Source organism: Yersinia massiliensis CCUG 53443 (assembly GCF_000312485.1).
Lineage (GTDB): Bacteria > Pseudomonadota > Gammaproteobacteria > Enterobacterales > Enterobacteriaceae > Yersinia > Yersinia massiliensis.
On record NZ_HE997644.1, the window covers coordinates 320,597 to 345,653 of the forward strand.

Consider the following 25,057-nt stretch of genomic DNA (forward strand, 5'->3'; position numbering starts at 1 on the left):
AAACGACCGGATTTAACACTAGCGCAACGGTGATGAGTAATATAGTCTCAAACCGTTTGCCGGCATGATGCCCCCAGATGACGGAACACCAAAACAGCGTATGAAAAAAAGATTCCCCACACTGCTGGCCACATTGATATGGACGGCGCTATATAGCCAACAATCACTGGCTGACCTTGCTGAGCAATGTATGCTCGGTGTGCCTACCTATGACCAACCTCTGGTCACAGGCGATCCGAATCAGCTACCGGTCCGCATTAATGCAGATAAGACCGAAGCCAATTACCCCGATAATGCACTTTTTACGGGTAATGTTATTGTCCAGCAAGGCAACAGCACGCTAACGGCTAATCAGGTTGAGCTGACACAAGTACAAAAACCCGGTACAGCTATCCCGGTACGTACTGTCACCGCTACTGGTGACGTTAATTATGACGATCCGCAAATTAAGCTGAAAGGCCCCAAAGGCTGGTCAAACCTGAATACCAAAGACACTGATATGGATAAAGGTAAATATCAGATGGTCGGGCGTCAGGGGCGTGGCGATGCAGATTTGATGAAATTGCGTGGGCAGAACCGCTACACCATCCTAGAGAACGGGACTTTTACTTCCTGTTTACCGGGGGATAATAGCTGGAGCGTCGTAGGTTCAGAAGTCATACATGACCGCGAAGAAGAAGTGGCTGAAATCTGGAACGCTCGCTTTAAAATTGGCAAAGTACCGGTGTTCTACAGCCCGTATATGCAATTACCCGTCGGCGATAAACGTCGTTCAGGCTTCCTGATCCCTAACGCGAAGTACACCAGTAATAACGGCCTTGAGTTTATGCTGCCGTATTATTGGAATATTGCGCCAAACTTCGATGCCACCATTACGCCACATTATATGGAGCGTCGCGGGTTGCAATGGCAGAATGAGTTCCGCTATTTACTGGCTCCGGGAGCCGGTACTATGGCGTTAGATTGGTTACCCAGCGATCGTTTGTACCACGGACAAAATGGCCAAGAAGATAATCCGACTCGTTGGTTATACTACTGGGGCCATTCTGGCGTGATGGATAAAGTGTGGCGTTTCAACGTCAACTATACCCGTGTGAGTGATCCAAACTACTTCACCGATTTATCGTCGCAATATGGCTCCACCACTGACGGTTATGCGACGCAAATATTCAGCGCTGGGTATGCCGATCAAAACTGGAATGCCACTTTGGCTTCCAAGCAGTTCCAAGTGTTTACTGACGCCGGTAATAGCAATGCTTACCGCGCCCAGCCGCAATTGGACATGAACTACTACAAAAATGATATTGGCCCGTTTGACCTGCATGTTTATGGCCAAGCAGCCAAATTCACCAGCGTTAGCCTGAATAATCCGGAAGCTAGCCGATTCCATGTCGAGCCATCGGTTAACCTACCATTGTCTAACGGTTGGGGGAGCTTAAATACTGAAGCCAAGTTATTGGCCACCCACTACCAGCAGGATATCCCTACTGGCTTCGCCAACTATTACTCAAGTTCTAATGGCGGTGAAGCAGCGCCTGAACTGAAAGATTCAGTAAATCGGGTGATGCCGCAATTTAAAGTCGATGGCAAAGTGGTATTTGACCGGCCAATGGATTGGAGTGAAGGTTTCACCCAAACTCTGGAACCGCGCGTACAATATCTCTACGTTCCTTACCGGAATCAGGATGATATCTACATTTATGACACCACTCTGATGCAGTCTGACTATTCTGGCCTGTTCCGTGATCGTACCTACAGTGGCCTAGACCGTATTGCGTCTGCGAATCAAGTCTCCACAGGCTTAACCACACGCATATATGATGACACGCTGGTTGAACGTTTTAATGCTTCTGTGGGTCAAATCTATTACTTCAGTCGTTCGCGTACCGGTAACAGCGAAACTATTGATAACAGTAGTGATACCGGTAGCTTAGTTTGGGCGGGTGATACGTTCTGGCGAATCAGTGACCAGTTGGGTCTGAAAGGCGGCGCGCAGTATGATACGCGTTTAGGGAATTTAACCTTAGGTAACGGAGTATTGGAGTATAGAAAGGACGCCGAGCGTATGATTCAATTGAATTATCGCTATGCGAGTCCAGAATATATTCAAGCCGCAGTCTCTAACGTGAGAAGCCCCGGCTATCAGCAGGGTATCTCTCAGATTGGTACGACCGCGAGTTGGCCAATCGCTGACCGTTGGGCATTGGTTGGCGCTTATTACTACGATACCAAAGCTAATCAACCTGCTAGCCAGCTTGTTGGCGTACAATACAACACTTGTTGCTGGGCGATAAACTTAGGTTATGAGCGTAAAATCACTGGCTGGAATTCACAATATGAATCCAGTAAGTACGATAACAAAATTAGCTTTAACATCGAATTACGTGGTCTGAGTAGTGACCATAGCCTGGGGACGGCACAAATGCTGCGCTCAGGTATTCTGCCTTATCAAAGTGCATTCTGATACTGTGTAACACACTGAATACAGTGAATTTTAACCCGCCAAAGCGGATTACATAAATGGAAAAGGTATGAAGAACTGGAGAACGCTTATTCTCGGATTGGTTGTCTGTGCCAATACCGCGTTCGCAGCACCACAAGAAATCAATAAAGTTGCCGCCGTAGTCGATAACGGCGTCGTTTTGCAAAGTGACGTTGATGGCCTGTTACAGTCAGTGAAGCTGAATGCACAGCAGTCTGGGCAACAAGTGCCAGACGATGCGACCTTACGCCATCAGATCCTTGAACGTCTGATTATGGATAATATCCTGTTGCAGATGGGCAAGAAGATGGGCATCACCATCAGTGATGAGCAATTAGATAAAGCCATTGCGGATATTGCAGCGCAAAACCGTATGACCCCCGCTCAAATGCGCAGTCGTTTAGCGGCTGATGGCCTGAATTATGATACTTATCGTGAGCAGATCCGCAAAGAGATGCTGACCTCTGAAGTACGTAACAACGAAGTGCGCCGCCGGATTACCATCTTGCCGCAGGAAGTTGAATCCTTGGCCAAGCAAATTGGTAACCAAACCAGTGGTGATGCCGAGTTGAATCTCAGTCACATATTGATCCCGCTGCCAGAGAATCCTTCTCAGCAACAAGTTGATCAGGCTGAAGAGTTAGCCAACAAACTGGTGTCCGACATTAAAGGTGGCGCTGATTTTGGTAAATTGGCTATCGCTAACTCTGCTGACTCTCAGGCACTGAAAGGCGGCCAGATGGGTTGGGGGAAATTGCAGGAACTGCCTTCTCTGTTTGCTGAAAGACTACAATCGGCGAATAAGGGTGAAGTCGTTGGTCCTATCCGTTCCGGCGTAGGCTTCCACATTCTGAAAGTGAATGATATCCGTGGCGGGGATAATTCCGTTTCTGTCACGGAAGTTCACGCTCGCCACATCTTGCTGAAACCATCGCCAGTGATGACGGATGATCAAGCACGCGCTAAGTTAATGGCAGCGGCTGCTGACATTAAAAGTGGGAAAACCACTTTCGCCAATATTGCCAAAGAGATTTCTCAGGATCCAGGTTCTGCGGTGCAAGGGGGTGACTTGGGTTGGGCATCACCTGATATTTATGACCCTGCGTTCCGTGATGCCTTGATGAAGCTGCAAAAAGGCGAAATCAGTGCACCGGTTCATTCCTCATTCGGCTGGCACTTAATTCAGGTTGTCGATACCCGCCAGGTAGACAAAACTGATGCCGCGCAGAAAGATCGTGCGTACCGTATGCTCTTCAGCCGCAAGTTTGCTGAAGAAGCTCAAACTTGGATGCAAGAGCAGCGTGCTGCTGCTTACGTAAAAATTCTTGATGGTAGTAATGCACAACCACAATAACCGTATCGTTATCACCCCCGGCGAGCCTGCTGGGGTTGGGCCGGATTTAGTCGTCGCCCTAGCGCAACAGGATTGGCCTGTTGAGTTAGTGGTGTGCGCGGATCCGGCCTTGCTGCTTGCACGTGCTAGCCAACTTAATCTCCCTTTGCAGTTGCGTGATTATCAGCCAAACCAACCCGCGTTAGCCCAGCAAGCTGGTACGCTCACTATTTTGCCAGTGAAAACGACGGCACAGGTGATACCCGGTAAGCTTGATGTTAACAACAGCCACTATGTGGTGGAAACCTTGGCTAAAGCTTGTGATGGCGCGATAAGTGGTGAGTTTGCTGCCCTTGTGACAGGCCCAGTGCAAAAAAGCATTATCAATGATGCTGGTATCCCTTTTATCGGGCATACCGAGTTCTTTGCTGACCGTAGCCATTGCCCACGTGTTGTGATGATGCTGGCAACAGAAGAACTGCGTGTTGCACTGGCAACGACTCATCTGCCAATACTGGCTGTGCCAGAAGCTATCACTCGCGATTGCTTGCATGAAGTGATCACCATTCTTGATCATGACCTGAAAACTAAATTTGGTATTAAGCAGCCGCAGATTTATGTGTGCGGGCTTAATCCTCATGCAGGCGAAGGTGGCCATATGGGCCATGAAGAGATTGATACCATTATTCCTGCGCTGAATGAATTACGTCAGCAGGGGATAAATCTTGTCGGCCCTCTGCCGGCAGATACCCTATTTCAGCCCAAATATCTGCAACATGCTGATGCTGTTCTCGCGATGTACCATGATCAGGGATTACCTGTGCTGAAATATCAAGGGTTTGGTCGAGCAGTGAATATCACTCTCGGTTTACCCTTTATCCGCACATCTGTGGATCACGGCACCGCATTAGAACTCGCCGCAACCGGATCTGCTGATGTTGGCAGTTTCATTACGGCATTAAACTTAGCCATTAAAATGATAAATAACAGCAATGAATAATAGAGTCCACCAAGGGCATTTTGCCCGCAAACGCTTTGGACAAAACTTTTTAAACGATCAGTTTGTCATCGATAGCATCGTCTCAGCGATCCATCCAGTTCCCGGTGAAGCGGTCGTAGAGATTGGCCCCGGTTTAGGCGCATTGACCGAACCGGTCGCAGCACGTATGGATCGTATGACGGTGATCGAGCTGGACCGTGACTTAGCCGCTCGCCTCGCCAGTCATCCTCAATTGAAAGATAAGCTTACCATCCATCAGCAAGATGCGATGAAGGTCAATTTCTCTGAGTTGGCAGAACTTGCGGGGCAACCATTGCGGGTGTTTGGTAACTTGCCATACAACATCTCCACCCCGCTGATGTTCCATCTTTTCAGCTATACTGATGCTATCCGTGACATGCACTTCATGTTACAAAAAGAGGTCGTTAACCGCTTGGTTGCAGGGCCGAATAGCAAAGCTTATGGCCGTTTGACCGTCATGGCGCAATACTATTGCAATGTCATTCCGGTACTCGAAGTGCCGCCGACTGCATTTACCCCTGCCCCGAAAGTTGATTCGGCTGTGGTGCGCTTAGTTCCACATGTGAACATGCCAAACCCAGTGGGTGATGTACGCATGCTGAGTCGCATTACTACACAGGCATTTAATCAGCGTAGAAAAACAGTGCGTAATAGTTTAGGTGACCTGTTTACTCCAGAGCAGTTAATTGATTTAGGTATTGACCCGATAATGCGGGCAGAGAATATTTCTGTCGCGCAATACTGTAAGCTGGCGAACTGGCTTTCAGCCCAATCGACACCGCAAGAATAGGCAGGAGCACATTATGATTGAACAGCCTCGCGTTTGTGTACAGGTGCAAAGTATCTATGTGGAAACTCAATCGATACCGGATGAAGAACGTTTCGTCTTTGCTTATACCGTCACCATCCGTAATTTGGGCCGTTCAAATGTGCAACTGATTGGCCGCTATTGGTTAATCACCAATGGCAATGGCCGGCAGACTGAAGTTCAGGGCGAAGGGGTCATTGGTGAACAGCCTTTGATCCTGCCAGGTAATGAGTTTCAATATACCAGCGGCGCAGTTTTAGAAACTCCGCTGGGTACTATGGAAGGGCATTATGAAATGGTTGATCATCTTGGTCAGACTTTCCGTACGGCAATTCCGGTATTCCGCTTAGCGATCCCAGCGCTGATCCATTAATCCTGATCTCAACTCAAATATGTCTACTTATCTTATTGGCGACGTTCATGGCTGTTTGGATGAATTGCTTGCGCTATTAGCGCAGGTCAATTTTGATCCTCAGCAGGATACTTTATGGCTCACGGGTGACTTAGTCGCCAGAGGCCCCGATTCATTAGATGTATTACGTTATGTGCGCTCTTTAGGATCCGCTGTACGTATGGTTCTAGGTAACCATGACCTACACCTGTTGGCCGTTTATGCAGGTATCAGCCGTAATAAGCCAAAAGATCGCATCACACCTCTGCTGGAGGCGACTGACGCTGACGAATTGATCAATTGGTTACGTCGCCAACCGGTTTTACAGGTTGATGATGAACTCAAATTAATCATGGCTCATGCCGGTATCACGCCACAATGGGATATCGAAACCGCCAAGATCTGCGCCCGTGAAGTCGAAATGGTATTAAGCAGTGACAGTTATCCATTGTTTCTTGATGCCATGTACGGTGATATGCCAAATAACTGGTCACCTGAGCTAACGGGGTTAGCACGCTTGCGCTTTAGTACCAATGCACTTACCCGTATGCGTTTTTGCTTCCCGAACGGGCAATTGGACATGATCTGTAAAGATACGCCGGACAATGCCCCTGCTCCGCTCAAACCTTGGTTCGATTTGCCAAGACGAGTCGATCCTGAGTATTCGATTATTTTTGGTCATTGGGCATCATTAGAAGGTAAAGGTGTACCTGATGGTATTTATGGGCTGGATACAGGCTGCTGCTGGGGTGGCGATTTAACCTTGCTACGCTGGGAAGATAAGCGCTATTTCACTCAACATTCATTCAAAGTTGAGGCCGAAATAACGCAGGCTGATGAATTAGCATCATCATCTGAAGATCCACTAAATTATTTGTAATATTGAATATCGGTTAAAGGCGTATACAAAAAAAGCCCATTAATGGGCTTTCAGACTGCTGACAAACACCGATGACTCGATTTAAAACGGTGAGGACAGGCCGTCCGCGCCACGGATGGCGCGGCTCGAGCCATCAGGGATGATTTTACGGCGTCTTTACGATCTGCTTGTTCTCTCCGCAAAGGGCACCTTGTCAGCGATCTCGGCTTTTTAGCGAGATACAAATGATGAACAATATGCGCCTTTAGCGACGATCCAGAATTTCGAAGCAATAACTGTGAGAGTTGGCCTCATCTGCATCGTGGAATTCACTAAAAGTACTTTCCCACTCATCTGGCTCATAGTCAGGGAAATGGGTATCACCACCGACTTCAGCATCAATATGAGTCAGGTACATCCGGTTTGCACGGTCTAAAAATTGATTGTAGACACGCCCGCCGCCCATCACCATCACTTCTTCTACATCACCAGCCAAAGAAAGTGCTTGATCAATAGAGGTGGCCCAAGTGACACGGTCATCAGTACCGGGCTGGCTACTGATAACAATATTCAAACGCCCTGGTAAAGGACGGCCAATAGATTCAAAAGTCTTACGACCCATAATGACCGGTTTATTTAACGTGTTACGTTTGAACCACGCTAAATCTGCCGGTAAGTGCCATGGCATGGCATTTTCCATACCAATAACGCGATCTGCTGCCAATGCAGCGATCAGGCTAATAATCATTGTTAAACCCTGTGGGCTACGAGAGCCAGTACCGAAAAATTGCTCACACTATACGTAAAGCCTAAACCAGCGTCGATAGCGATGATCAGGCTAATTGCACATATAAGACAGCTCCTAGCGCGATACTAAAACAGAGAATAAAAAAAGCCTTATACACCAGGACGTTTGCGATAGAGCCATAATCCAGGTAAAGATAAACCAATCGACAACGCCCCCACGATAAATGACGCTTTTAGGAAATTAGTCACCATCGTCGACATTAATGCCTCGGTGTAACCCAGATGAGAAATCTCCACCACTGAGATCATGGCGGTATACGCTGAGATCCCCGGAAACATTGGAATGACTGCAGCGACGGTAAATACTTTTGGGTGAGCCAGCAACCAACGTGACCAGTTAATCCCGACGATCCCAATCATTATCGACGCCAATAATGAAGCCAGCTCGATATTCATGCCAAAGTGAACCATCAGCATACGCGAGCCGTGCCCCATCGCCCCGAGTAATGCGCAATAGCGTAATGCGCGAACCGGCACATTGAACACCATCGCAAAACCGAGTGCCGGTATTGCTGACAGCACCATATCTTGTAGTAAAGCCCAGAGTAAACTCACGCCCACCCCCGCAATCCCCAAAGCCCCATCGCAAATATCACCCCAATACAGGTCGACAGGGTTAATAGGCTTGCCATTGCCCATCGCGCCAATCCGGTATTCACATGCCCTTTAAACATATCGGCGACAGCATTAATCAGCGGGAACCCCGGCACCAGTAACAGCACACTGGCGGCCATCGCCACGCTGGAAGCCTCCTGAAAAGCAGGTAACCGCATCAGTAGGCCAGAGGCCGAGGTCGCGACAAACGCCGTGATACAAAAGTTAATGAGCGGGTTCATATGGCGAGCAGTCAAACTTTGCCGCACAAACATCGCCAACCCACTGGCAATAAAACTGATTGAAAAGGCATCCCAGCCGCCGCCGTTGAGTTTACTGAAGCAGCCGCAAGAGAGCGCAACCATCACGACGACCAGCCAGCGCGGGTAACGCAGCGGTTTGATATTCTCAAAACGCTTCTCTACATCTTTCCCGTCCAACAAATGGTGTTCGACCAAAATGACAATATGCTGGACTTCTGTGACCACCTGCATGTTGATACCGCGATCGGTATTTTTACGGGTTGAGGTCAGACAATTGCCTTGGCTGATGGTCGTTAATACCACAGCATTAGCAGAGATAGAGCTTTCGACACTGTCCATCCCCAGCGCCAGACCTAAGCGGGCAGATAACTGTTCAACCAGCATACTTTCAGCACCATGCTGCAAAAGCAGCAAAGCACACTTGATGCACAGCCTCGTAATTTCACGCTGTTGCTGGTGCGGTACATCATGACTGACTACATTCTCAAGGCTCATATTCGTGCATCACTATCCGTCAGAAAAGTAAAAGAATCTGCCAAAAGAGCATAAAGACAATGCTCGGTATCATCGCTGCAAAAAATCTCACTACCACAGATAACCAATAAGAATAATGCAACGAAGGCTTAGTGGCGTTATTATCGCCAGAACGCATCACTCTTACTCGGTAATCCTTATGCTTGAAACCTCTTTATTCGTCGCTACTCTTGCTACTTTGGGGATGCTCTCCCCTGGACCTGACTTTTTTTTGGTCATCAAAAATGCTGCTCGCTACCGTCGCCCCGCGGCCATGATGACCGCGCTTGGCGTCGTTTTGGGTGTCGCGACACACATGTCTTACTGCGTGGCCGGTCTGGCAGTGGTTATCACCACTACCCCTTGGCTATTTAATCTGCTGAAATATGCTGGTGCCTGCTATTTGATTTGGATTGGTATTCAAGCCCTGCTGGCGCGCGGAGAAAGTAAACTCAATATCGATAACGCCACACAGTCCCCCATCACGCTGAAAGCCGCCTTCTTACAGGGATACCTTTGCAACTTATTGAATCCCAAAGCGACACTTTTCTTCCTCGCCGTTTTCACTCAAATCTTGCAGATTAACTCTGGCGTGGGCGAAAAACTGTGGTACGCCTCCATCATCTGGGTACTGGCCGTTATCTGGTGGCCTCTACTGGTCATTCTGATTCAAAGCGCGCCAGTGCGTCGTGGTTTAGCAAAAGCACAAAAAGTGGTCGATAAGCTATTAGGCGGCCTATTGATCGGCTTAGGCATCAAAGTCGCACTGAGCTAGCGATAGCGGTGTTTAACCCGTTATCCTTAATATCCACAATACGTCGCGCATTAACATTGGTGAAGATCAATGTTGTTTATGAACAATATTAATGTTTATGAATAATACTTCTGTTTATAACAAATACTGCTAATTAGGCTAAAGAACGCGATTTTATCATCTCTAAGCATAAAAAAAGGCGATGTCTCCATCGCCTCTTGTTTACTGTGGTGTTACATCCACATTAACCTTTCATATTCTTAATTTTGGCATGCATTTCTTGCACTGAAATAACCTGTTCAGTCGGATCTGCATTTAATGCCATCGCGGTAGCAAAACCGCCATTCAAGGTCGTGTCGTAATGCACTTTATATTGCAAAGCACTGCGGCGAATCAGTTTGGAGTCTTCAATCGCCTGACGCCCCGCCGTTGTATTGACAATGTAAGTGTACTCACCATTCTTAATACGGTCCTGAATGTGTGGGCGACCTTCATGCACCTTATTGACCAAGCGCGGATTTATCCCTGCTTCACCCAGCACCACTGCAGTACCGTGGGTTGCATCCAGTTCAAAGCCCTGTTTCAGCAGCTTTGCCGCCAAATCAACCACCCGATGTTTATCACCTTCACGCACTGATAATAACGCGCGGCCACTCTTTTTCATGCCAGACTGACTGCCCAACATCGCTTTAGAGAATGCTTCAGCAAAGGTACGACCAACACCCATGACTTCACCGGTCGAACGCATTTCTGGCCCTAAAATCGGGTCAACGCCCGGGAATTTATTGAACGGCAAGACCACTTCTTTGACTGAGTAATAAGGTGGAATGATTTCTTCGGTGATACCTTGCTCAGCCAGTGATTGACCGACCATCACGCGTGCAGCAATTTTTGCCAGTGGCATACCGGTCGCTTTTGAGACAAACGGCACAGTACGGGCAGCACGAGGGTTAACTTCAATCAGGTAAACCTCGTTATTCTTCACCGCAAACTGCACGTTCATTAAGCCACGCACGCATAGCTCAAAGGCCAGTTTTTCGACTTGCTGGCGCATCACATCTTGGATTTCTTTGCTCAGCGTGTAGGCTGGCAGTGAACAAGCAGAGTCACCGGAGTGAACCCCCGCTTGTTCAATATGTTCCATGATCCCGCCAATAAGTACGCGTTCACCGTCACAAATGGCATCAACATCGACCTCAACAGCATCATCAAGGAAGCGATCCAGCAGCACGGGCGCATCATTCGATACACTGACCGCGTTTTGGAAGTAACGGCGCAAATCAGCTTCGTCATACACGATTTCCATTGCGCGGCCACCCAAGACATAGGATGGACGAACCACCAACGGGTAGCCCAAACCAGTCGCCTTCTCTACCGCTTGTTCAATCGTGGCAACGGTCGCATTCGCTGGCTGTTTCAAGCCCAGACGATTAACGGCCTGTTGGAAACGTTCACGGTCTTCAGAGCGGTCGATAGCATCTGGGCTGGTACCAATAACGGGCACACCAGCCGCTTCAAGTTCGCGCGCTAATTTCAATGGTGTTTGACCACCGTACTGCACGATAACGCCTTGTGGCTTCTCGATACGTACGATTTCCAATACATCTTCTAGTGTTACTGACTCAAAATAGAGGCGGTCAGAAGTGTCATAGTCGGTCGAAACCGTTTCTGGGTTACAGTTCACCATGATGGTTTCGTAACCATCGTCACGCAGCGCCAATGAAGCGTGTACGCAACAATAGTCGAACTCAATCCCTTGGCCGATACGGTTCGGTCCACCACCCAGTACCATCACCTTCGGACGATCGCTGGTTGGGTTGGACTCACACTCTTCCTCGTAGGTTGAGTACATGTAAGCCGTGTCAGTTGAGAACTCTGCTGCGCAGGTATCGACGCGTTTGTAAACTGGATGCAGGCCGTGTTTGTAACGCAGTTTGCGCACTTCACTTTCTGCCGCACCCACCAATTTGGCTAAACGCGCATCGGCGAAACCTTTGCGTTTCAACTGACGCATAAACTCAGCGTTCAGACCATTGATACCGCACTCCGCCACACTTTCTTCTAGGCGAACCAGTTCTTCAATCTGTACCAAGAACCAGCGATCCACGTTCGTCAGATTAAAAATGCCATCAACCGACATGCCGGCGCGGAAAGCATCAGCGATGAACCAAATACGGTCAGAACCGGCTTCTTTCAATTCACGACGAATCTTGGTCAAGGCTTCAGGGTCATCCAAGCTGACTTTCGGATCAAAACCCGTCGCGCCAACTTCCAGACCACGTAACGCTTTTTGCAATGATTCTTGCATCGTACGACCGATTGCCATCACTTCACCGACAGATTTCATCTGTGTGGTTAGGCGGTCATTCGCGCCCGCAAATTTTTCGAAGTTAAAGCGTGGAATTTTGGTCACAACGTAATCAATAGAGGGCTCGAAAGACGCTGGTGTGCGGCCACCGGTGATGTCATTCATTAACTCATCGAGCGTATAACCTACCGCCAGTTTGGCGGCAATTTTAGCAATCGGGAAACCCGTCGCTTTTGACGCCAGCGCTGAGGAACGAGAAACGCGCGGGTTCATTTCAATGACAATCAAACGGCCGTTCTTCGGGTTAACCGAGAACTGGACGTTAGAACCACCGGTTTCTACACCGATTTCACGCAGTACTGCCATCGAGGCATTACGCATGATTTGGTATTCTTTATCAGTCAGTGTTTGAGCTGGCGCGACCGTAATGGAGTCTCCGGTATGGATACCCATTGCATCGAAGTTTTCGATGGAGCAAACGATGATGCAGTTGTCGTTCTTATCGCGAACCACTTCCATCTCATACTCTTTCCAACCAATCAGTGACTCATCAATCAACAATTCTTTGGTTGGTGACAAATCCAGACCGCGCTCGCAAATCTCTTCAAACTCTTCGCGGTTATAGGCAATACCGCCACCAGTGCCACCCATGGTGAAGGAGGGGCGGATAATACAAGGGAAGCCCACATCAGCCGCAACGGCCAGTGCTTCTTCCATATTATGTGCAATGCCGGAGCGCGCCGTATCCAGACCGATTTTTTTCATCGCAATATCAAAGCGGCGACGGTCTTCTGCTTTATCAATCGCATCAGCGGTGGCACCAATCATGGTGACACCAAACTCGGCGAGAACACCTTGGCGTTCCAGTTCCAGCGCACAGTTCAGTGCTGTTTGGCCACCCATGGTCGGTAAAACAGCATCTGGGCGCTCTTTTTCGATGATTTTACGCACCACTTCCCAGTGAATTGGCTCGATATAGGTTGCATCGGCCATTTCTGGGTCAGTCATGATGGTCGCTGGGTTTGAGTTCACCAGAATGACGCGGTAACCCTCTTCACGCAGCGCTTTACAAGCCTGAGCACCAGAGTAGTCAAATTCACAAGCTTGGCCGATAACAATTGGGCCTGCGCCCAGAATCAGGATGCTTTTTATATCTGTACGTTTTGGCATGGTAATCGCTCCTGATTATTTATGGGTGTGACTAGCGGCACGATAAGCTTCAATCAGCTCGATAAAGTGATCAAACAACGGAGCAGCATCATGCGGCCCTGGGCTAGCTTCGGGGTGACCTTGGAAGCTAAACGCTGCTTTATCGGTGCGATGAATGCCTTGCAGCGACCCATCGAATAATGAAACGTGCGTAGTGCGCAGGTTAGCGGGTAATGTGGTTTCATCTACAGCAAAACCATGGTTCTGCGCAGTGATCATGACGCAATCGGCATCTAAATCTTTAACCGGGTGGTTACCACCGTGGTGACCAAACTTCATTTTTACCGTTTTGGCGCCACTGGCCAGTGCCAGTAATTGATGACCCAGACAGATACCGAACACGGGAATATCCGTTTCAAGGAAGCGTTTAATGGCTGCGATAGCATAATCACATGGCTCAGGGTCCCCTGGACCGTTAGATAAGAAAATGCCATCCGGATTCAGCTTCAGAACGTCTTCAGCAGGGGTTTGTGCTGGAACCACCGTCAGGCGGCAACCACGGTCCACCAACATGCGCAGAATATTGCGTTTCACGCCATAGTCGTAAGCCACTACGTGGAAGGGCAGATCTTCTGGCTGCTTCGCCGCAGGCAAATCATTCTCCAGCGTCCAACTACCTTGTAGCCACTCGTAGCTATCCTTCGTGGTCACTTCTTTCGCTAAATCCATCCCTTTCAGGCCAGGGAAGGCTTTCGCTTTTTCCAATGCTAAAGCGGCATCAGACAAGTCGCCCACAATAATACAGCCGTTTTGCGCACCTTTTTCACGCAGCAACCGAGTCAGCTTACGGGTATCAATATCCGCAATCGCAACAATGTTGTGACGCTTGAGATACTCGGTTAAGCCTTCTTCATTACGGTAGTTGCTGGCAATTAATGGTAGGTCGCGAATAACCAGACCTTGGGCGTGTACTGCGGAGGATTCTTCATCGGAGGCATTAGTGCCGACATTGCCGATATGGGGATAAGTAAGAGTGACGATCTGGCGGGAGTAGGAAGGATCAGTGAGGATTTCTTGATAACCGGTCATCGACGTATTGAAGACCACTTCCCCCACTGCCGTACCCTCTGCCCCGATGGCCCGACCGTGAAATTGGGTTCCGTCTTCGAGAACCAATAGCGCTGACTTAATCAAAACACCCTCCAAGGAATAAACAGTCACATTATTTGCATATTAATTCATATCTAACGATCTAAATCAATGCAAAAACCGCCCTCAAAGCTAATTTTTGGCAAATTGGGCGCATTTTAATGATGAGTGATGCTCTTGTCTACTAATAGTGCCATTTTTTCTCTATTTTTTGCCGTTCTCATCAAAAAGAGCGGCTTACTACGGCAAAAACACATATTAACCTAACTGAGTAAACGGTTGCGATGGCCAGTGGTTGGTAAATAGAGGTTCAGAAGGGAGAAAAGCACATGCGGCTGCTTCATTTAGGAGATGAAAGGAATAAATAGCACTAAAAACACATTATTTTGTATCTTATAGTGAATAATTTGATTAAAAACGGCAATTACATAACAAAATAAAAAAGGACAATAAAATATTGCCCTATTATCAAATAATTATGATAAAAACAACCACATCACTGGCTGTGCTTTACACCGTTAAAGTTCGTTCAAATTCAAGACATCACGCATATCAAACTGGCCATTATCGTGCGTTGATACCCAAACAGCGGATTTTACGGCACCGTTGGCAAATGTCATGCGACTGGTCGCTTTATGGGTGATTTCAACACGCTCACCAATATCCGCAAACATCGCGGTATGCTCACCGACAATATCGCCAGCACGTACTGTTGCAAAACCAATTGTGCCCGGTTTACGTTCGCCGGTATGGCCTTCACGGCTATAAACAGCATGTTCTTTCAATGACCAACCGAGTGAGTCAGCAATCGCTTCTCCCATCGCTAATGCCGTACCTGAAGGCGCATCCACTTTATGCCGATGGTGAGCTTCAATTATTTCGATATCGGTATAGTCGCCCATCACTTTAGCTGCTTTTTCGAGCAATTTAAGCACGACATTGACCCCAACACTGAAGTTAGCCGCAAACACGATACCAATTTCGGTTGCTGCCTCACGAATGGCCGCCTTACCAGCATCATCGAAGCCCGTAGTGCCGATAACCATCGCTTTGCGGTATTGGCGACAAATGGCTAAATGCGCCAATGTGCCCTCTGGACGAGTAAAATCGATCAATACGTCAAAATGATCAATTACTTTGGATAAATCATCACTTACAGTAATACCTAACAAACCTGTTCCAGCCAGTTCACCCGCATCACTGCCTACTAGTGTGGAACCTACGCGTTCAACAGCAGCACCCAGTGCAACACCGTCTGTATCGGTGATTGCTTGGATCAATTGCCGGCCCATACGACCACCAGCGCCAACCACAGCAATACGAATTGTTGATTGAGTCATGATTCCTCCTCATGTTGTGTCATCTACCCTGACAAGGGTTCAGATTAGCCGCCCACTATGGACTCCGCCAGTCTATTTAGTCTGTATTAGAAAAAAATGATATACGCTCGCGTTTATCAGCGAAACCACTTAAAGCCTTAAATATCGTTATTTAACCTTAGTCCAGCAGCGTCTCATTCATCCCACTTCACTTTCAGAGCGCTTAATCTGCATGTTTGCCGTTAGTGCGCATATTCATTCAGTTATAGTGCAAGTTATGCTGCCATTTATTGCGGTTTATTCTGCCCTATCACAGGGTTAGTCCGGCCGAGCGTCATGCACCAACATGGCAAAATCGCCACTTTTACGATAAAAAAAAGCAGCCACTGCGGCTGCTTAGTATTGGTTAACGCATATATATCTGTGCTGAAAAGAATCAATCGATCTGTTTGATATCCACACGTAACTCTTTGGGAACTTCGAAGACGATGCTCTCTTCACGGCCGCTGAGCTCAATAGAACCGCCAGCACCCAGTTCTTGCAAACGTGAAATAACTTGTTGCACCAAGATATCAGGCGCTGATGCACCTGCCGTCACACCAATTCGCGCAGCGCCGGCTAACCATGACTCTTGGATATCAGCAGCAGAGTCAATCAGATAAGCTGATTTCCCCATTCGCTGAGCCAACTCAGCCAACCGGTTAGAGTTAGAAGAGTTTTTCGAGCCAACAACGAGTACCACATCAGCATCGTTTGCTAGATTACGCACCGCTTCTTGCCGGTTGGTTGTGGCATAGCAGATATCATCTTTGCGTGGACCAATAATCTTCGGAAAACGTTTATGCAAAGCATCAATCACGGCAGATGTATCATCAACGGACAAAGTTGTTTGTGTCATGAAACACAGATTATCTTCGTCTTTGACATTCAGAGCCCAAACGTCCTCGGGAGACTCAACCAGATACATCCCCCCTTTCGGGTTGCTGTATTGCCCCATCGTACCTTCGACTTCCGGATGACCAGCATGGCCAATCAGGATAGCTTCTTTACCTTTACGGCTGGCACGTGCAACTTCCATATGCACTTTAGTCACCAACGGACAGGTTGCATCAAACAACATCGTTAACTCACGCTCACGGGCTTCTGCACGAACCGCCTGTGAAACACCGTGGGCAGAAAAAATCAGAATCGAGCCATCAGGCACTTCAGAGATTTCTTCGATGAAGATAGCCCCACGTTCGCGCAGGCTATCAACCACATAGCGGTTATGTACCACTTCATGTCGCACATAGATGGGCGCACCGTACATTTCAATCGCGCGTTCAACAATACTGATAGCCCGATCAACTCCGGCGCAAAAGCCTCGTGGATTAGCCAGCAATATCTGCATGGGCAGCCTCCTGTTGGGGGTCAATCTCCAGCACTTCAATTTCAAAGCTGACGATATGTCCTGCCAACGGGTGATTAAAATCAACAGTAATAGACTCTTCTGCAACCTCACGCACCACACCCGGCATTTCACTGCCATCGCGCGCGGTAAAGAGCATGATGGTGCCGGCATCCGGCACCCCCGTTAACGCAAAATCACGCTGAGTGAAATACTGAATCAGGTCAGGACTTTCCACACCAAACGCATCTTCAGGTTGCAAGGTAAAAGTGTGCTTATCACCCACTTTCAAGCCAATTAATTGCTGCTCCAATGCATCAGATAGGCTGTTATCGCCTAACCGAAATAGTGCAGGCTTCCCGTTGATAAGGGTTGATTCCGCCGTTGAGCCATCTTCCAGCTTCAGAGTGAAGTGCACCAATACCGCACTGTTGTCTTGTACCTGAATGTTTTGCACACCTTCAGACATATCACTCACCTTCTTTATCAATCGCCGTTTTATCCGCTGGGCTCAAGAAGCCTTCAAATATCACCAACGCAGCACCGATACAAATCGCGACATCGGCCAGATTGAACGTCGGGAAGTGCCAATTATTGACGTAGAAATCGATGAAATCGTTCACTGCGCCATGTACTAAACGGTCAAACAAATTCCCGAGAGCACCACCAATAATTAATGCATAAGCACAGTTTATCAGGCGTTGTTTAGCCGTGGAGCGGTACATCATCACCATCAATACAACTGAAATACCGATGGCAATCCCAGCAAAGAACCAGCGCTGCCAACCGCTTTTATCCGCAAGGAAGCTAAATGCCGCACCATAGTTTTGCGCATAGGTCAGATTGAAAAAAGGAATCAGTGGCATGGATTCATACAACGCAAAGTGGGTCATGACCCACTGTTTGCTGCCAAGATCCAAAATCACCACCAGTACCGCTAGCCATAGCCAACGCAATCCGGTCGAACAAATAGGCTTACTCATTAGGCAAACTTACGCTCTTCACCGTTACCGGCGACGTTAGTAACACAGCGACCACACAGTTCAGCATGTTCCGCTACCAAACCGACATCTTGGGTGTAATGCCAGCAACGTGGGCACTTCTCACCGTCAGCCTTATTAAAGGTAATTTTCAGACCTGCGATCAGCTCACTTTGCACGGCATCATCACCTGCTTGGGTATAATCCGCGACAGTTGCACCAGAAGTCAGCAACACAAAGCGCAGCTCATCTTGCAAGCAGTTCAAACGCGCCGCTAATTCAGGCTCTGCGTACAAAGTCACAGCAGCTTCTAGCGAACCACCGATACGCTTATCACTTCGGGCCTGCTCTAACACTTTGTTGACTTCGCCACGGACTTTCAGTAGCTCGGCCCAGAAAGTATCGTTCATGCCCTCAGTGCTCGCCAACCCAAACAAACCGTCATACCATTCTTCAGTGAAAACATACTGCGGGCGCTCACCCGGTAGCTGATTCCAAATTTCGTCGGCAGTGAAGGACATGATAGGTGCCATCCAGCGAACCAAGGCTTCAGCGATATGGTATAACGCCGTTTGGCAGCTACGACGAGCAACGCTGTCACTTTTCGCGGTGTACTGGCGGTCTTTGATGATATCCAGGTAGAAAGAACCCATCTCAACCGAACAGAACTGCATCAAACGTTGGACGACCAAATGGAAATCGTAATTTTCGTACGCTTGCATGATCTCAGCTTGTGCTGCTTGAGCACGGCCTACCGCCCAGCGATCCACCACAACCATATCTTCTGGTTTCACCTGATGTACCGCAGGATCAAAACCGTTCAGGTTAGCCAGCAGGAAGCGTGCCGTATTACGAATACGACGATACGAGTCGGCAGAACGCTTCAGTATTTCATCAGAAACAGCAATTTCGCCGGTGTAATCGGTCGAAGCGACCCACAGACGCAGGATGTCACCACCCAGCTTATTCATCACATCTTGCGGACTGATGGTGTTCCCGATGGATTTGGACATTTTGCGCCCTTGACCATCAACGGTGAATCCATGGGTCAACACTTGGCGATAAGGCGCTTTGCCCTTCATCGCGGTCGCAATCATCAGTGATGACATAAACCAGCCGCGGTGCTGGTCAGAACCTTCCAAATACATATCTGGGCTATGACCATTAAACTCAGGGCGCACATCTACTACAGAAGAATGGGTTGAACCAGAGTCGAACCAAACATCTAAGGTGTCTGGCACCTTAACGTAATCGGCCGCATCAGCCCCTAAGATCTCAGCAGGATCCAAATCCCACCACGCTTGGATGCCGCCTTGCTCAACACGTTTGGCGACTTCTTCCATCAATTCAGTACTACGTGGGTGCAGCATTTCAGTCTCTTTGTGCACAAACAGAGACATCGGTACGCCCCAAGTACGCTGACGCGAAATGCACCAATCTGGACGATTAGCGACCATCGTTTCGATACGTGCTTGACCCCAATCAGGGATCCACTGCACACCTTTAATCTCTTCCAGTGACTGCTTACGCAAGCCTTTCTGATCCATGCTGATGAACCATTGTGGCGTGGCACGGAAAATAATTGGCGTTTTATGGCGCCAGCAGCATGGATAGCTGTGCACCAGTTTCTCCACTTTTAGTAAAGCGCCTTTTTCACGCAGCAATTCAACGATCACATCATTTGCTTTAAAGACAAACAGGCCATCAAGTGTTGGGTAAGTCCCCGCCAAATAGCAACCATTTGGACCCACGGGATTGGCAACTTCCAAGCCGTATTTTTGACCGATAATAAAGTCATCTGGGCCGTGGCCTGGTGCAGTATGGACAGCACCTGTACCGGCATCCAATGTCACGTGATCGCCTAAAATTGCGGGGACATCGAAGCCCATAAACGGATGAGAAAAACGCAGTAATTCAAGATCCGCGCCTTTACAGCTTCCTAAAATGGTCCATTCGGCGATACCGGCGCGTTTCATAACGCTCTCAACCAGATCTTCCGCCAGAATCAGACATTCGCCCTCAACCTGCACCAACTGATAGATATATTCAGCATTCAGTGAGATGGCGCGGTTAGCGGGCAACGTCCACGGAGTGGTAGTCCAGATAACCAGAGAGATCGGGCCATTAGCGTGAGTGGTACCAAATTTTGCACTCACTGCAGCGGTATCAACAGCGTTAAAACGCACATCAATAGAAGGTGAGGTTTTGTCGTAATACTCAACTTCAGCTTCAGCCAATGACGAACCGCAATCGGTACACCAATGCACTGGTTTCGCGCCTTTATGCAAGTGACCGTTATCAATGATTTTGCTTAACGCACGAATGATATTGGCTTCAGTTTTGAAATCCATCGTCAGATAAGGATGGTCCCAATCGCCTAAAACACCCAGACGGATAAAGTCCGCCTTCTGGCCTTCAACTTGCTCAGCGGCATATTTGCGGCAGGCTGTACGGAATTCGGCAGCACTGACTTTCTCACCCGGCTTACCAATTAACTGCTCAACTTTTAACTCGATCGGCAAACCATGGCAGTCCCAACCTGGAATATAAGGTGAGTCGTAGCCAGCCATTCCTTTCGATTTAATAATAATATCTTTGAGAATTTTGTTAACAGAGTGACCAATGTGAATGCTGCCGTTCGCATAAGGAGGGCCATCATGCAGAATAAAGGTCTTTTTACCTTTCTTGGCCGTACGAACAATCCCGTACAGATCCTGCTCATACCAACGTTTCAGCATGTCAGGTTCACGCTTAGCCAGATCGCCGCGCATCGGGAACCCTGTTTCAGGTAAATTCAGGGTATTCTTGTAGTCACTCATTAGATTCTCGGTTCCGTTTCGGCTAGAAATATTAAACCGGTGTCTTTAGCCCAAAAAATATTCGGGCCGTCACCACATCATTGGCGATTTGCTGCTTCAGGGCATCGAGCGAAGCAAAACGCTGTTCATTGCGCAGTTTTGCGCGGAGCACCACATCGATATGACGCCCATAAAGATCCATTGTCACATCAAGCAGATGAACCTCGAGTTGCTGGCGAACACCGGCAACTGTAGGCCGAGTGCCAATATTGGCAACACCGGGTAATGGCTCTGGACCCAAGCCATAAACATCAACTGCATACACTCCTTTTACCGGAGCAACTAAACGTTTTAACGGCAAGTTTGCTGTAGGGAAGCCAATCGTTCGCCCCAACTCATCACCGTGTACCACACGACCAGAAATACTGTACGGGTGGCCTAACAGTGCCTCAGCCAACACGAGGTCATCGTCCTGAAGTGCCTGACGAATCGCCGTGCTGCTAATGCGCAACCCACCGTCACAGAAACTGTCAGTACTGATGACATCAAAACCAAATTCAGCACCGGCCTGCTGTAATAGATGAAAATCTCCTTGGCGTTCTGCACCAAAACGGAAATCATCACCAACAGTTAAAAACTTAACACCCAACTTCTCGACCAGCAACTGAGCAACAAATGCTTGCGCAGTATTCGCTGCAAAACGCGGATCAAATTTAACGCACAATAAATAGTCAACACCCGCTTCGGCCAGATATCGGGCCTTATCACGCAAACGCGTCAGCCTTGCTGGTGCTTTGTCCGCTGCAAACAATTCCAGTGGTTGCGGTTCAAATATCATGACCATAACGGGTAGCCCTAAACGCTGACCTTCGCGCTTTAGCTGCTCCAATAAGGCTTGATGCCCTCGATGGACACCATCAAAATTACCGATAGTTAACACGCAACCATGGTGGCGTGCCCGGATATTATGTATACCGCGAATTAGCTCCATAGCTGGCTCAAAACAGTGGAAATCGCCGGATTATACCTTGTACAGCGGTTAAGGTTAACCCGCGATTGGCACCTTTAGTCGAAAGTCATACCATTTTGCCAATAATATGCAGGTAAAATCCCTTTTACTGACTTTATCCTGTAGAATACGTTCGCCGTTGAATACAGAAGCAGGCTGAGATTTTTACAAGAACCACCGTCGAATCCCTTCGAGGCAGTGAACTGTGGAATTTTCTTTCGAAAGACTGTATTCCACAGCGCGAAGCTGGTAAAATCCCGCTCCATCACAACGTAGCAAGTGCCGCCCGTACAAACGGCGCTTATTTGCACAAATCCATTGACAAACGAAGGCTAAAAGGGCATATTCCTCGGCCTTTGAATTGTCCTCAATAGAATATATTTGGGAGTTGGACCTTGGCTAATATCAAATCAGCTAAGAAACGCGCCGTACAGTCTGAGAAACGCCGCAAGCATAACGCTAGCCGTCGCTCAATGGTGCGTACCTTCATTAAGAAGGTGTATGCGGCAATTGCAGCTGGCGATAAAGACGCAGCGCAAAAAGCATTTAATGAAATGCAACCAATCGTGGATCGTCAGTCCTGTAAAGGTCTGATCCACAAAAACAAAGCAGCACGTCATAAGTCAAACTTAGTCGCGCAAATCAACGCAATGCAGTAATTGCTTTACATTGATTGCTTGTAAAAAGACCGGCCTAGGCCGGTTTTTTTATGTCTATCATTAGGTGTCACCACCACGAATGCGCTGCACTATCGTCAGTGATCCGTCCGTCAGTAGAACCGCCAATAGAGCAATAATCCTCGCGAAAAATCGCTTATATCTTCACCGTACAATACTCAAGCAAGCGTTTAACCACTAAAAAGTGCTGTGAAATCTTTATTGCATACCCGTTGAACGGCTGGATGCTGGATCATTCGTTCAGCAAAAATCACGTAATACTCTTCTTGCACATTGTCTAAACGGCCAATTTCTACAATTCGCTCATCTTTGGCATAGGTATCAGCAGCATAAATTGTTGGCGCGACAAAAATGGCATCATTGTAGATAGCGAAAGCGTTCATCAGCGCGGCATCATCAAACTCGCCCAAAATCTCTACTTGTAGCCCTTTGCTATTAATCCAATTCAATAGTTTTCGCCCAAGCATTGAACGACGCCCTGGAACCAGCAAGCGCTTTTGCTGTAAGCACGCAGGAAAAGGCAAATCAGGGACAGGCTGGCGACAATAAAAACTCACGCTACATTCGCCGAGTTTAACGGAGAACAGCCCTTCTTGCTGGCTGGAGTCAACAGGACAGTCCGACACAATCATATCCAGTTTATGCTGGCTCAACTGCTCGAGGAGCAATTCGTGAGTCGATTCGAAACAACGCAGATGAATTTTTTCATTATCAACGACCGCGGTTTCCAGCACCTGACTCACCAAACGCTTAGATAATGCATCAGCGACACCCACATCAAAAAGTAGGTTAGATTCTTTGCGATAGTTAACAATATCGAGCATTTCATGGCTCAGCATGAACATTTTATCGGCATAACGAAAAACCAATTGCCCCAGTTCAGAAGGCACTAACCCACGCCCTTGGCGCTTAAACAGTTTACCGCCCAACCTCTCTTCCAATGCCTTTATTTGACCGGTAATAGTTTGTGGCGTTAGGAATAATGCGCCTGCGGCACCAACAACAGATCCTTCTTTGCAGACCTGCCAGAAATAGTAAAGATGGTTAAAATTGATATGTGATACTCGCATGTCGTTATCTCCTTAACATATCGCGAAGCCAGATATAGGGCCAAATGCACGATAAAACATTCCTTGTTTTAGGCTTCACAAACTGTGAGCCAGGAATCCCATCAAGTAAAACCGCCGGTGCCTTTGCCTGACACCGGCAATGCCAAAATATTAAGCTAGTCAGACAGTTTTTTGTTTGTGGGTAAGACCACACGCAATAAGCTGTAACCCACGACCGCAGCAGCAGTCGAACCTAGCAATATGCCTAACTTCGAATACGTTGTCAGAGCAATATCTGCGTCGCCAAAGGCGAGTGAGGCAATAAATATCGACATCGTAAAGCCGATACCACAGAGCACTGATACCGCAAAGATCTGCTTAAAGTTTATCGCATCAGGCAGTTTAGCAATCCCTAACTTAACCGCTAACCAACTAAAGACGAAAATGCCTAGTGGTTTACCCACAAACAGGGCACTTGCAATGCCCAAAGGTAGCAACGACGTCAAACCAGAGAAAGAGACACCTTGCAGCGATACACCCGCATTAGCAAATGCAAAAATGGGCAGAATCAAATAGGCGACCCACGGATGCAAGCCATGTTCCAGAGATTCTGAAGGTGAACGATTATCTTTGGTATGCAGCGGTATCATAAAGCCAACAATCACACCCGCTAAGGTCGCATGTACACCTGACTTAAGAATGCAAACCCACAGCACTAATCCTACTAGCAAATAGGCTGATGTTTTCCCAACACCACGCCAGTTCATATACCCCAGCAGTGCAATAGCCGCCGCTGCGATCCCCAAAGCCTGTACTGAAACCTCATATGTGTAGAACAGCGCAATAATAATGATGACGCCGAGATCATCAATAATCGCCAGTGCCAGTAAAAAGACTTTCAGGCTGGTTGGAACTCTATTCCCCAGCAGCGCCATCACCCCAAGAGCAAAAGCGATATCCGTTGCCGCTGGAATTGCCCAACCTTGGCGAGTCACTTCATCGGCCCCATTAAACATTAAATAAATCAAGGCTGGAGCCAACATACCGCCTAACGCAGCAATCGCAGGGAAGACAGCTTTATCGCGCCCCGCCAAAGAACCTTCCATCAGCTCGCGCTTAACTTCTAGTCCTACAACCAGAAAAAACACCGCCATTAAGCCATCATTAATCCATAACAACAGCGGTTTACTGATATCCAACGATGCGATCTTGACTGATACGGGTACATCAAGAAACGATTGATAAATCCCTTGTAACGAAGTGTTAGCCATTATTAAGGCGACGATAGCGGCAAAGATTAAAATCAGTCCACCCGCGGCCTCTTGGCGCAAAAATTGACGAATCATATTTGTCACAATGAATACTCCTTACATCGGACAGAAAAAAAGCCAGAAGAGCTGGCAAATA

At 48.0% G+C, this 25,057-nt stretch carries 22 protein-coding genes; 9 read left to right on the top strand and 13 right to left on the bottom strand.

All coding sequences use genetic code 11. The features are described 5' to 3' along the window. Positions 1–100 precede the first annotated feature (100 nt). From lptD to BN68_RS24490, 7 genes are all read left to right on the top strand, one after another. Positions 101–2,464, top strand: coding sequence for an LPS assembly protein LptD (lptD, locus tag BN68_RS10470; RefSeq protein ID WP_042806698.1), 2,364 nt, complete (start codon positions 101–103; stop codon positions 2,462–2,464). Between the two features lie 67 nt (positions 2,465–2,531). After that, on the top strand, positions 2,532–3,836 hold the full coding sequence (gene surA / locus BN68_RS10475) for a peptidylprolyl isomerase SurA (RefSeq protein WP_019211120.1): 1,305 nt from the start codon (positions 2,532–2,534) through the stop codon (positions 3,834–3,836). Beyond that, positions 3,820–4,815 (top strand): 4-hydroxythreonine-4-phosphate dehydrogenase PdxA, encoded by a 996-nt coding sequence (gene pdxA, locus BN68_RS10480; protein WP_042806633.1) that lies wholly within the window; start codon positions 3,820–3,822, stop codon positions 4,813–4,815. Before surA ends, pdxA begins: the two co-directional genes overlap by 17 nt. After that, complete coding sequence (gene rsmA / locus BN68_RS10485) at positions 4,808–5,626, top strand: 16S rRNA (adenine(1518)-N(6)/adenine(1519)-N(6))-dimethyltransferase RsmA (protein WP_019211122.1); 819 nt, start codon at positions 4,808–4,810, stop codon at positions 5,624–5,626. Before pdxA ends, rsmA begins: the two co-directional genes overlap by 8 nt. Before the next feature lie 13 nt (positions 5,627–5,639). Further along, positions 5,640–6,017 (top strand): Co2+/Mg2+ efflux protein ApaG, encoded by a 378-nt coding sequence (gene apaG, locus BN68_RS10490; RefSeq protein ID WP_019211123.1) that lies wholly within the window; start codon positions 5,640–5,642, stop codon positions 6,015–6,017. Positions 6,018–6,036: 19 nt separating this feature from the next. Then, the gene (apaH, locus tag BN68_RS10495; protein ID WP_019211124.1) at positions 6,037–6,915 is read left to right on the top strand and encodes a bis(5'-nucleosyl)-tetraphosphatase (symmetrical) ApaH; all 879 of its coding nucleotides are present in this window, start codon (positions 6,037–6,039) and stop codon (positions 6,913–6,915) included. 132 nt (positions 6,916–7,047) lie between these two features. Continuing rightward, positions 7,048–7,143 (top strand): gluconate 5-dehydrogenase, encoded by a 96-nt coding sequence (locus BN68_RS24490; RefSeq protein ID WP_145495892.1) that lies wholly within the window; start codon positions 7,048–7,050, stop codon positions 7,141–7,143. Positions 7,144–7,159: 16 nt separating this feature from the next. Here BN68_RS24490 and folA read toward each other — a convergent pair whose 3' ends face one another. The 3 genes from folA to BN68_RS10510 all read right to left on the bottom strand — a co-directional run bounded on the left by folA (position 7,160) and on the right by BN68_RS10510 (position 9,053). Then, positions 7,160–7,642, bottom strand: coding sequence for a type 3 dihydrofolate reductase (gene folA / locus BN68_RS10500; RefSeq protein ID WP_019211125.1), 483 nt, complete (start codon positions 7,640–7,642; stop codon positions 7,160–7,162). A gap of 149 nt (positions 7,643–7,791) precedes the next feature. Beyond that, on the bottom strand, positions 7,792–8,256 hold the full coding sequence (locus tag BN68_RS10505; protein ID WP_019211126.1) for a threonine/serine exporter: 465 nt from the start codon (positions 8,254–8,256) through the stop codon (positions 7,792–7,794). Further along, on the bottom strand, positions 8,253–9,053 hold the full coding sequence (locus tag BN68_RS10510; RefSeq protein ID WP_019211127.1) for a threonine/serine exporter family protein: 801 nt from the start codon (positions 9,051–9,053) through the stop codon (positions 8,253–8,255). Before BN68_RS10510 ends, BN68_RS10505 begins: the two co-directional genes overlap by 4 nt. A 178-nt stretch (positions 9,054–9,231) precedes the next feature. Here BN68_RS10510 and BN68_RS10515 point away from each other — a divergent pair, with 178 nt between their 5' ends. Beyond that, positions 9,232–9,846 carry a LysE family transporter gene (locus BN68_RS10515; protein WP_019211128.1) on the top strand — a complete coding sequence of 205 codons (615 nt, stop codon included), beginning with the start codon at positions 9,232–9,234 and terminating at the stop codon, positions 9,844–9,846. Between the two features lie 223 nt (positions 9,847–10,069). On the opposite strand, the gene carB is transcribed toward BN68_RS10515, so the two are convergent. The 8 genes from carB to ribF form a co-directional block, all read right to left on the bottom strand. Further along, positions 10,070–13,303 (bottom strand): carbamoyl-phosphate synthase large subunit, encoded by a 3,234-nt coding sequence (carB, locus tag BN68_RS10520; protein WP_019211129.1) that lies wholly within the window; start codon positions 13,301–13,303, stop codon positions 10,070–10,072. 15 nt (positions 13,304–13,318) lie between these two features. After that, the gene (carA, locus tag BN68_RS10525) at positions 13,319–14,476 is read right to left on the bottom strand and encodes a glutamine-hydrolyzing carbamoyl-phosphate synthase small subunit (RefSeq protein ID WP_019211130.1); all 1,158 of its coding nucleotides are present in this window, start codon (positions 14,474–14,476) and stop codon (positions 13,319–13,321) included. Between the two features lie 473 nt (positions 14,477–14,949). After that, a complete protein-coding gene (gene dapB, locus BN68_RS10530) occupies positions 14,950–15,771 on the bottom strand; it encodes a 4-hydroxy-tetrahydrodipicolinate reductase (protein WP_019211131.1) in 822 nt (273 codons plus the stop codon). A 415-nt stretch (positions 15,772–16,186) separates the two neighbouring features. Continuing rightward, on the bottom strand, positions 16,187–17,140 hold the full coding sequence (gene ispH / locus BN68_RS10535; RefSeq protein WP_019211132.1) for a 4-hydroxy-3-methylbut-2-enyl diphosphate reductase: 954 nt from the start codon (positions 17,138–17,140) through the stop codon (positions 16,187–16,189). After that, the gene (gene fkpB / locus BN68_RS10540; RefSeq protein WP_042806634.1) at positions 17,121–17,606 is read right to left on the bottom strand and encodes an FKBP-type peptidyl-prolyl cis-trans isomerase; all 486 of its coding nucleotides are present in this window, start codon (positions 17,604–17,606) and stop codon (positions 17,121–17,123) included. The genes ispH and fkpB overlap by 20 nt, the downstream gene beginning before the upstream one ends. Position 17,607: 1 nt before the next feature. Beyond that, a complete protein-coding gene (gene lspA / locus BN68_RS10545; protein WP_019211134.1) occupies positions 17,608–18,120 on the bottom strand; it encodes a signal peptidase II in 513 nt (170 codons plus the stop codon). After that, a complete protein-coding gene (gene ileS / locus BN68_RS10550; protein WP_019211135.1) occupies positions 18,120–20,936 on the bottom strand; it encodes an isoleucine--tRNA ligase in 2,817 nt (938 codons plus the stop codon). Before ileS ends, lspA begins: the two co-directional genes overlap by 1 nt. 31 nt (positions 20,937–20,967) lie before the next feature. After that, positions 20,968–21,906 carry a bifunctional riboflavin kinase/FAD synthetase gene (gene ribF / locus BN68_RS10555; protein WP_019211136.1) on the bottom strand — a complete coding sequence of 313 codons (939 nt, stop codon included), beginning with the start codon at positions 21,904–21,906 and terminating at the stop codon, positions 20,968–20,970. A gap of 413 nt (positions 21,907–22,319) precedes the next feature. Between ribF and rpsT the strand changes: the two genes are divergently transcribed. After that, the gene (gene rpsT / locus BN68_RS10560; RefSeq protein WP_002220715.1) at positions 22,320–22,583 is read left to right on the top strand and encodes a 30S ribosomal protein S20; all 264 of its coding nucleotides are present in this window, start codon (positions 22,320–22,322) and stop codon (positions 22,581–22,583) included. Positions 22,584–22,771: 188 nt separating this feature from the next. Here rpsT and nhaR read toward each other — a convergent pair whose 3' ends face one another. Further along, on the bottom strand, positions 22,772–23,671 hold the full coding sequence (nhaR, locus tag BN68_RS10565) for a transcriptional activator NhaR (RefSeq protein WP_019211137.1): 900 nt from the start codon (positions 23,669–23,671) through the stop codon (positions 22,772–22,774). Between the two features lie 155 nt (positions 23,672–23,826). Next, the gene (nhaA, locus tag BN68_RS10570) at positions 23,827–25,005 is read right to left on the bottom strand and encodes a Na+/H+ antiporter NhaA (RefSeq protein ID WP_019211138.1); all 1,179 of its coding nucleotides are present in this window, start codon (positions 25,003–25,005) and stop codon (positions 23,827–23,829) included. Between the last annotated feature and the right edge of the window lie 52 nt (positions 25,006–25,057).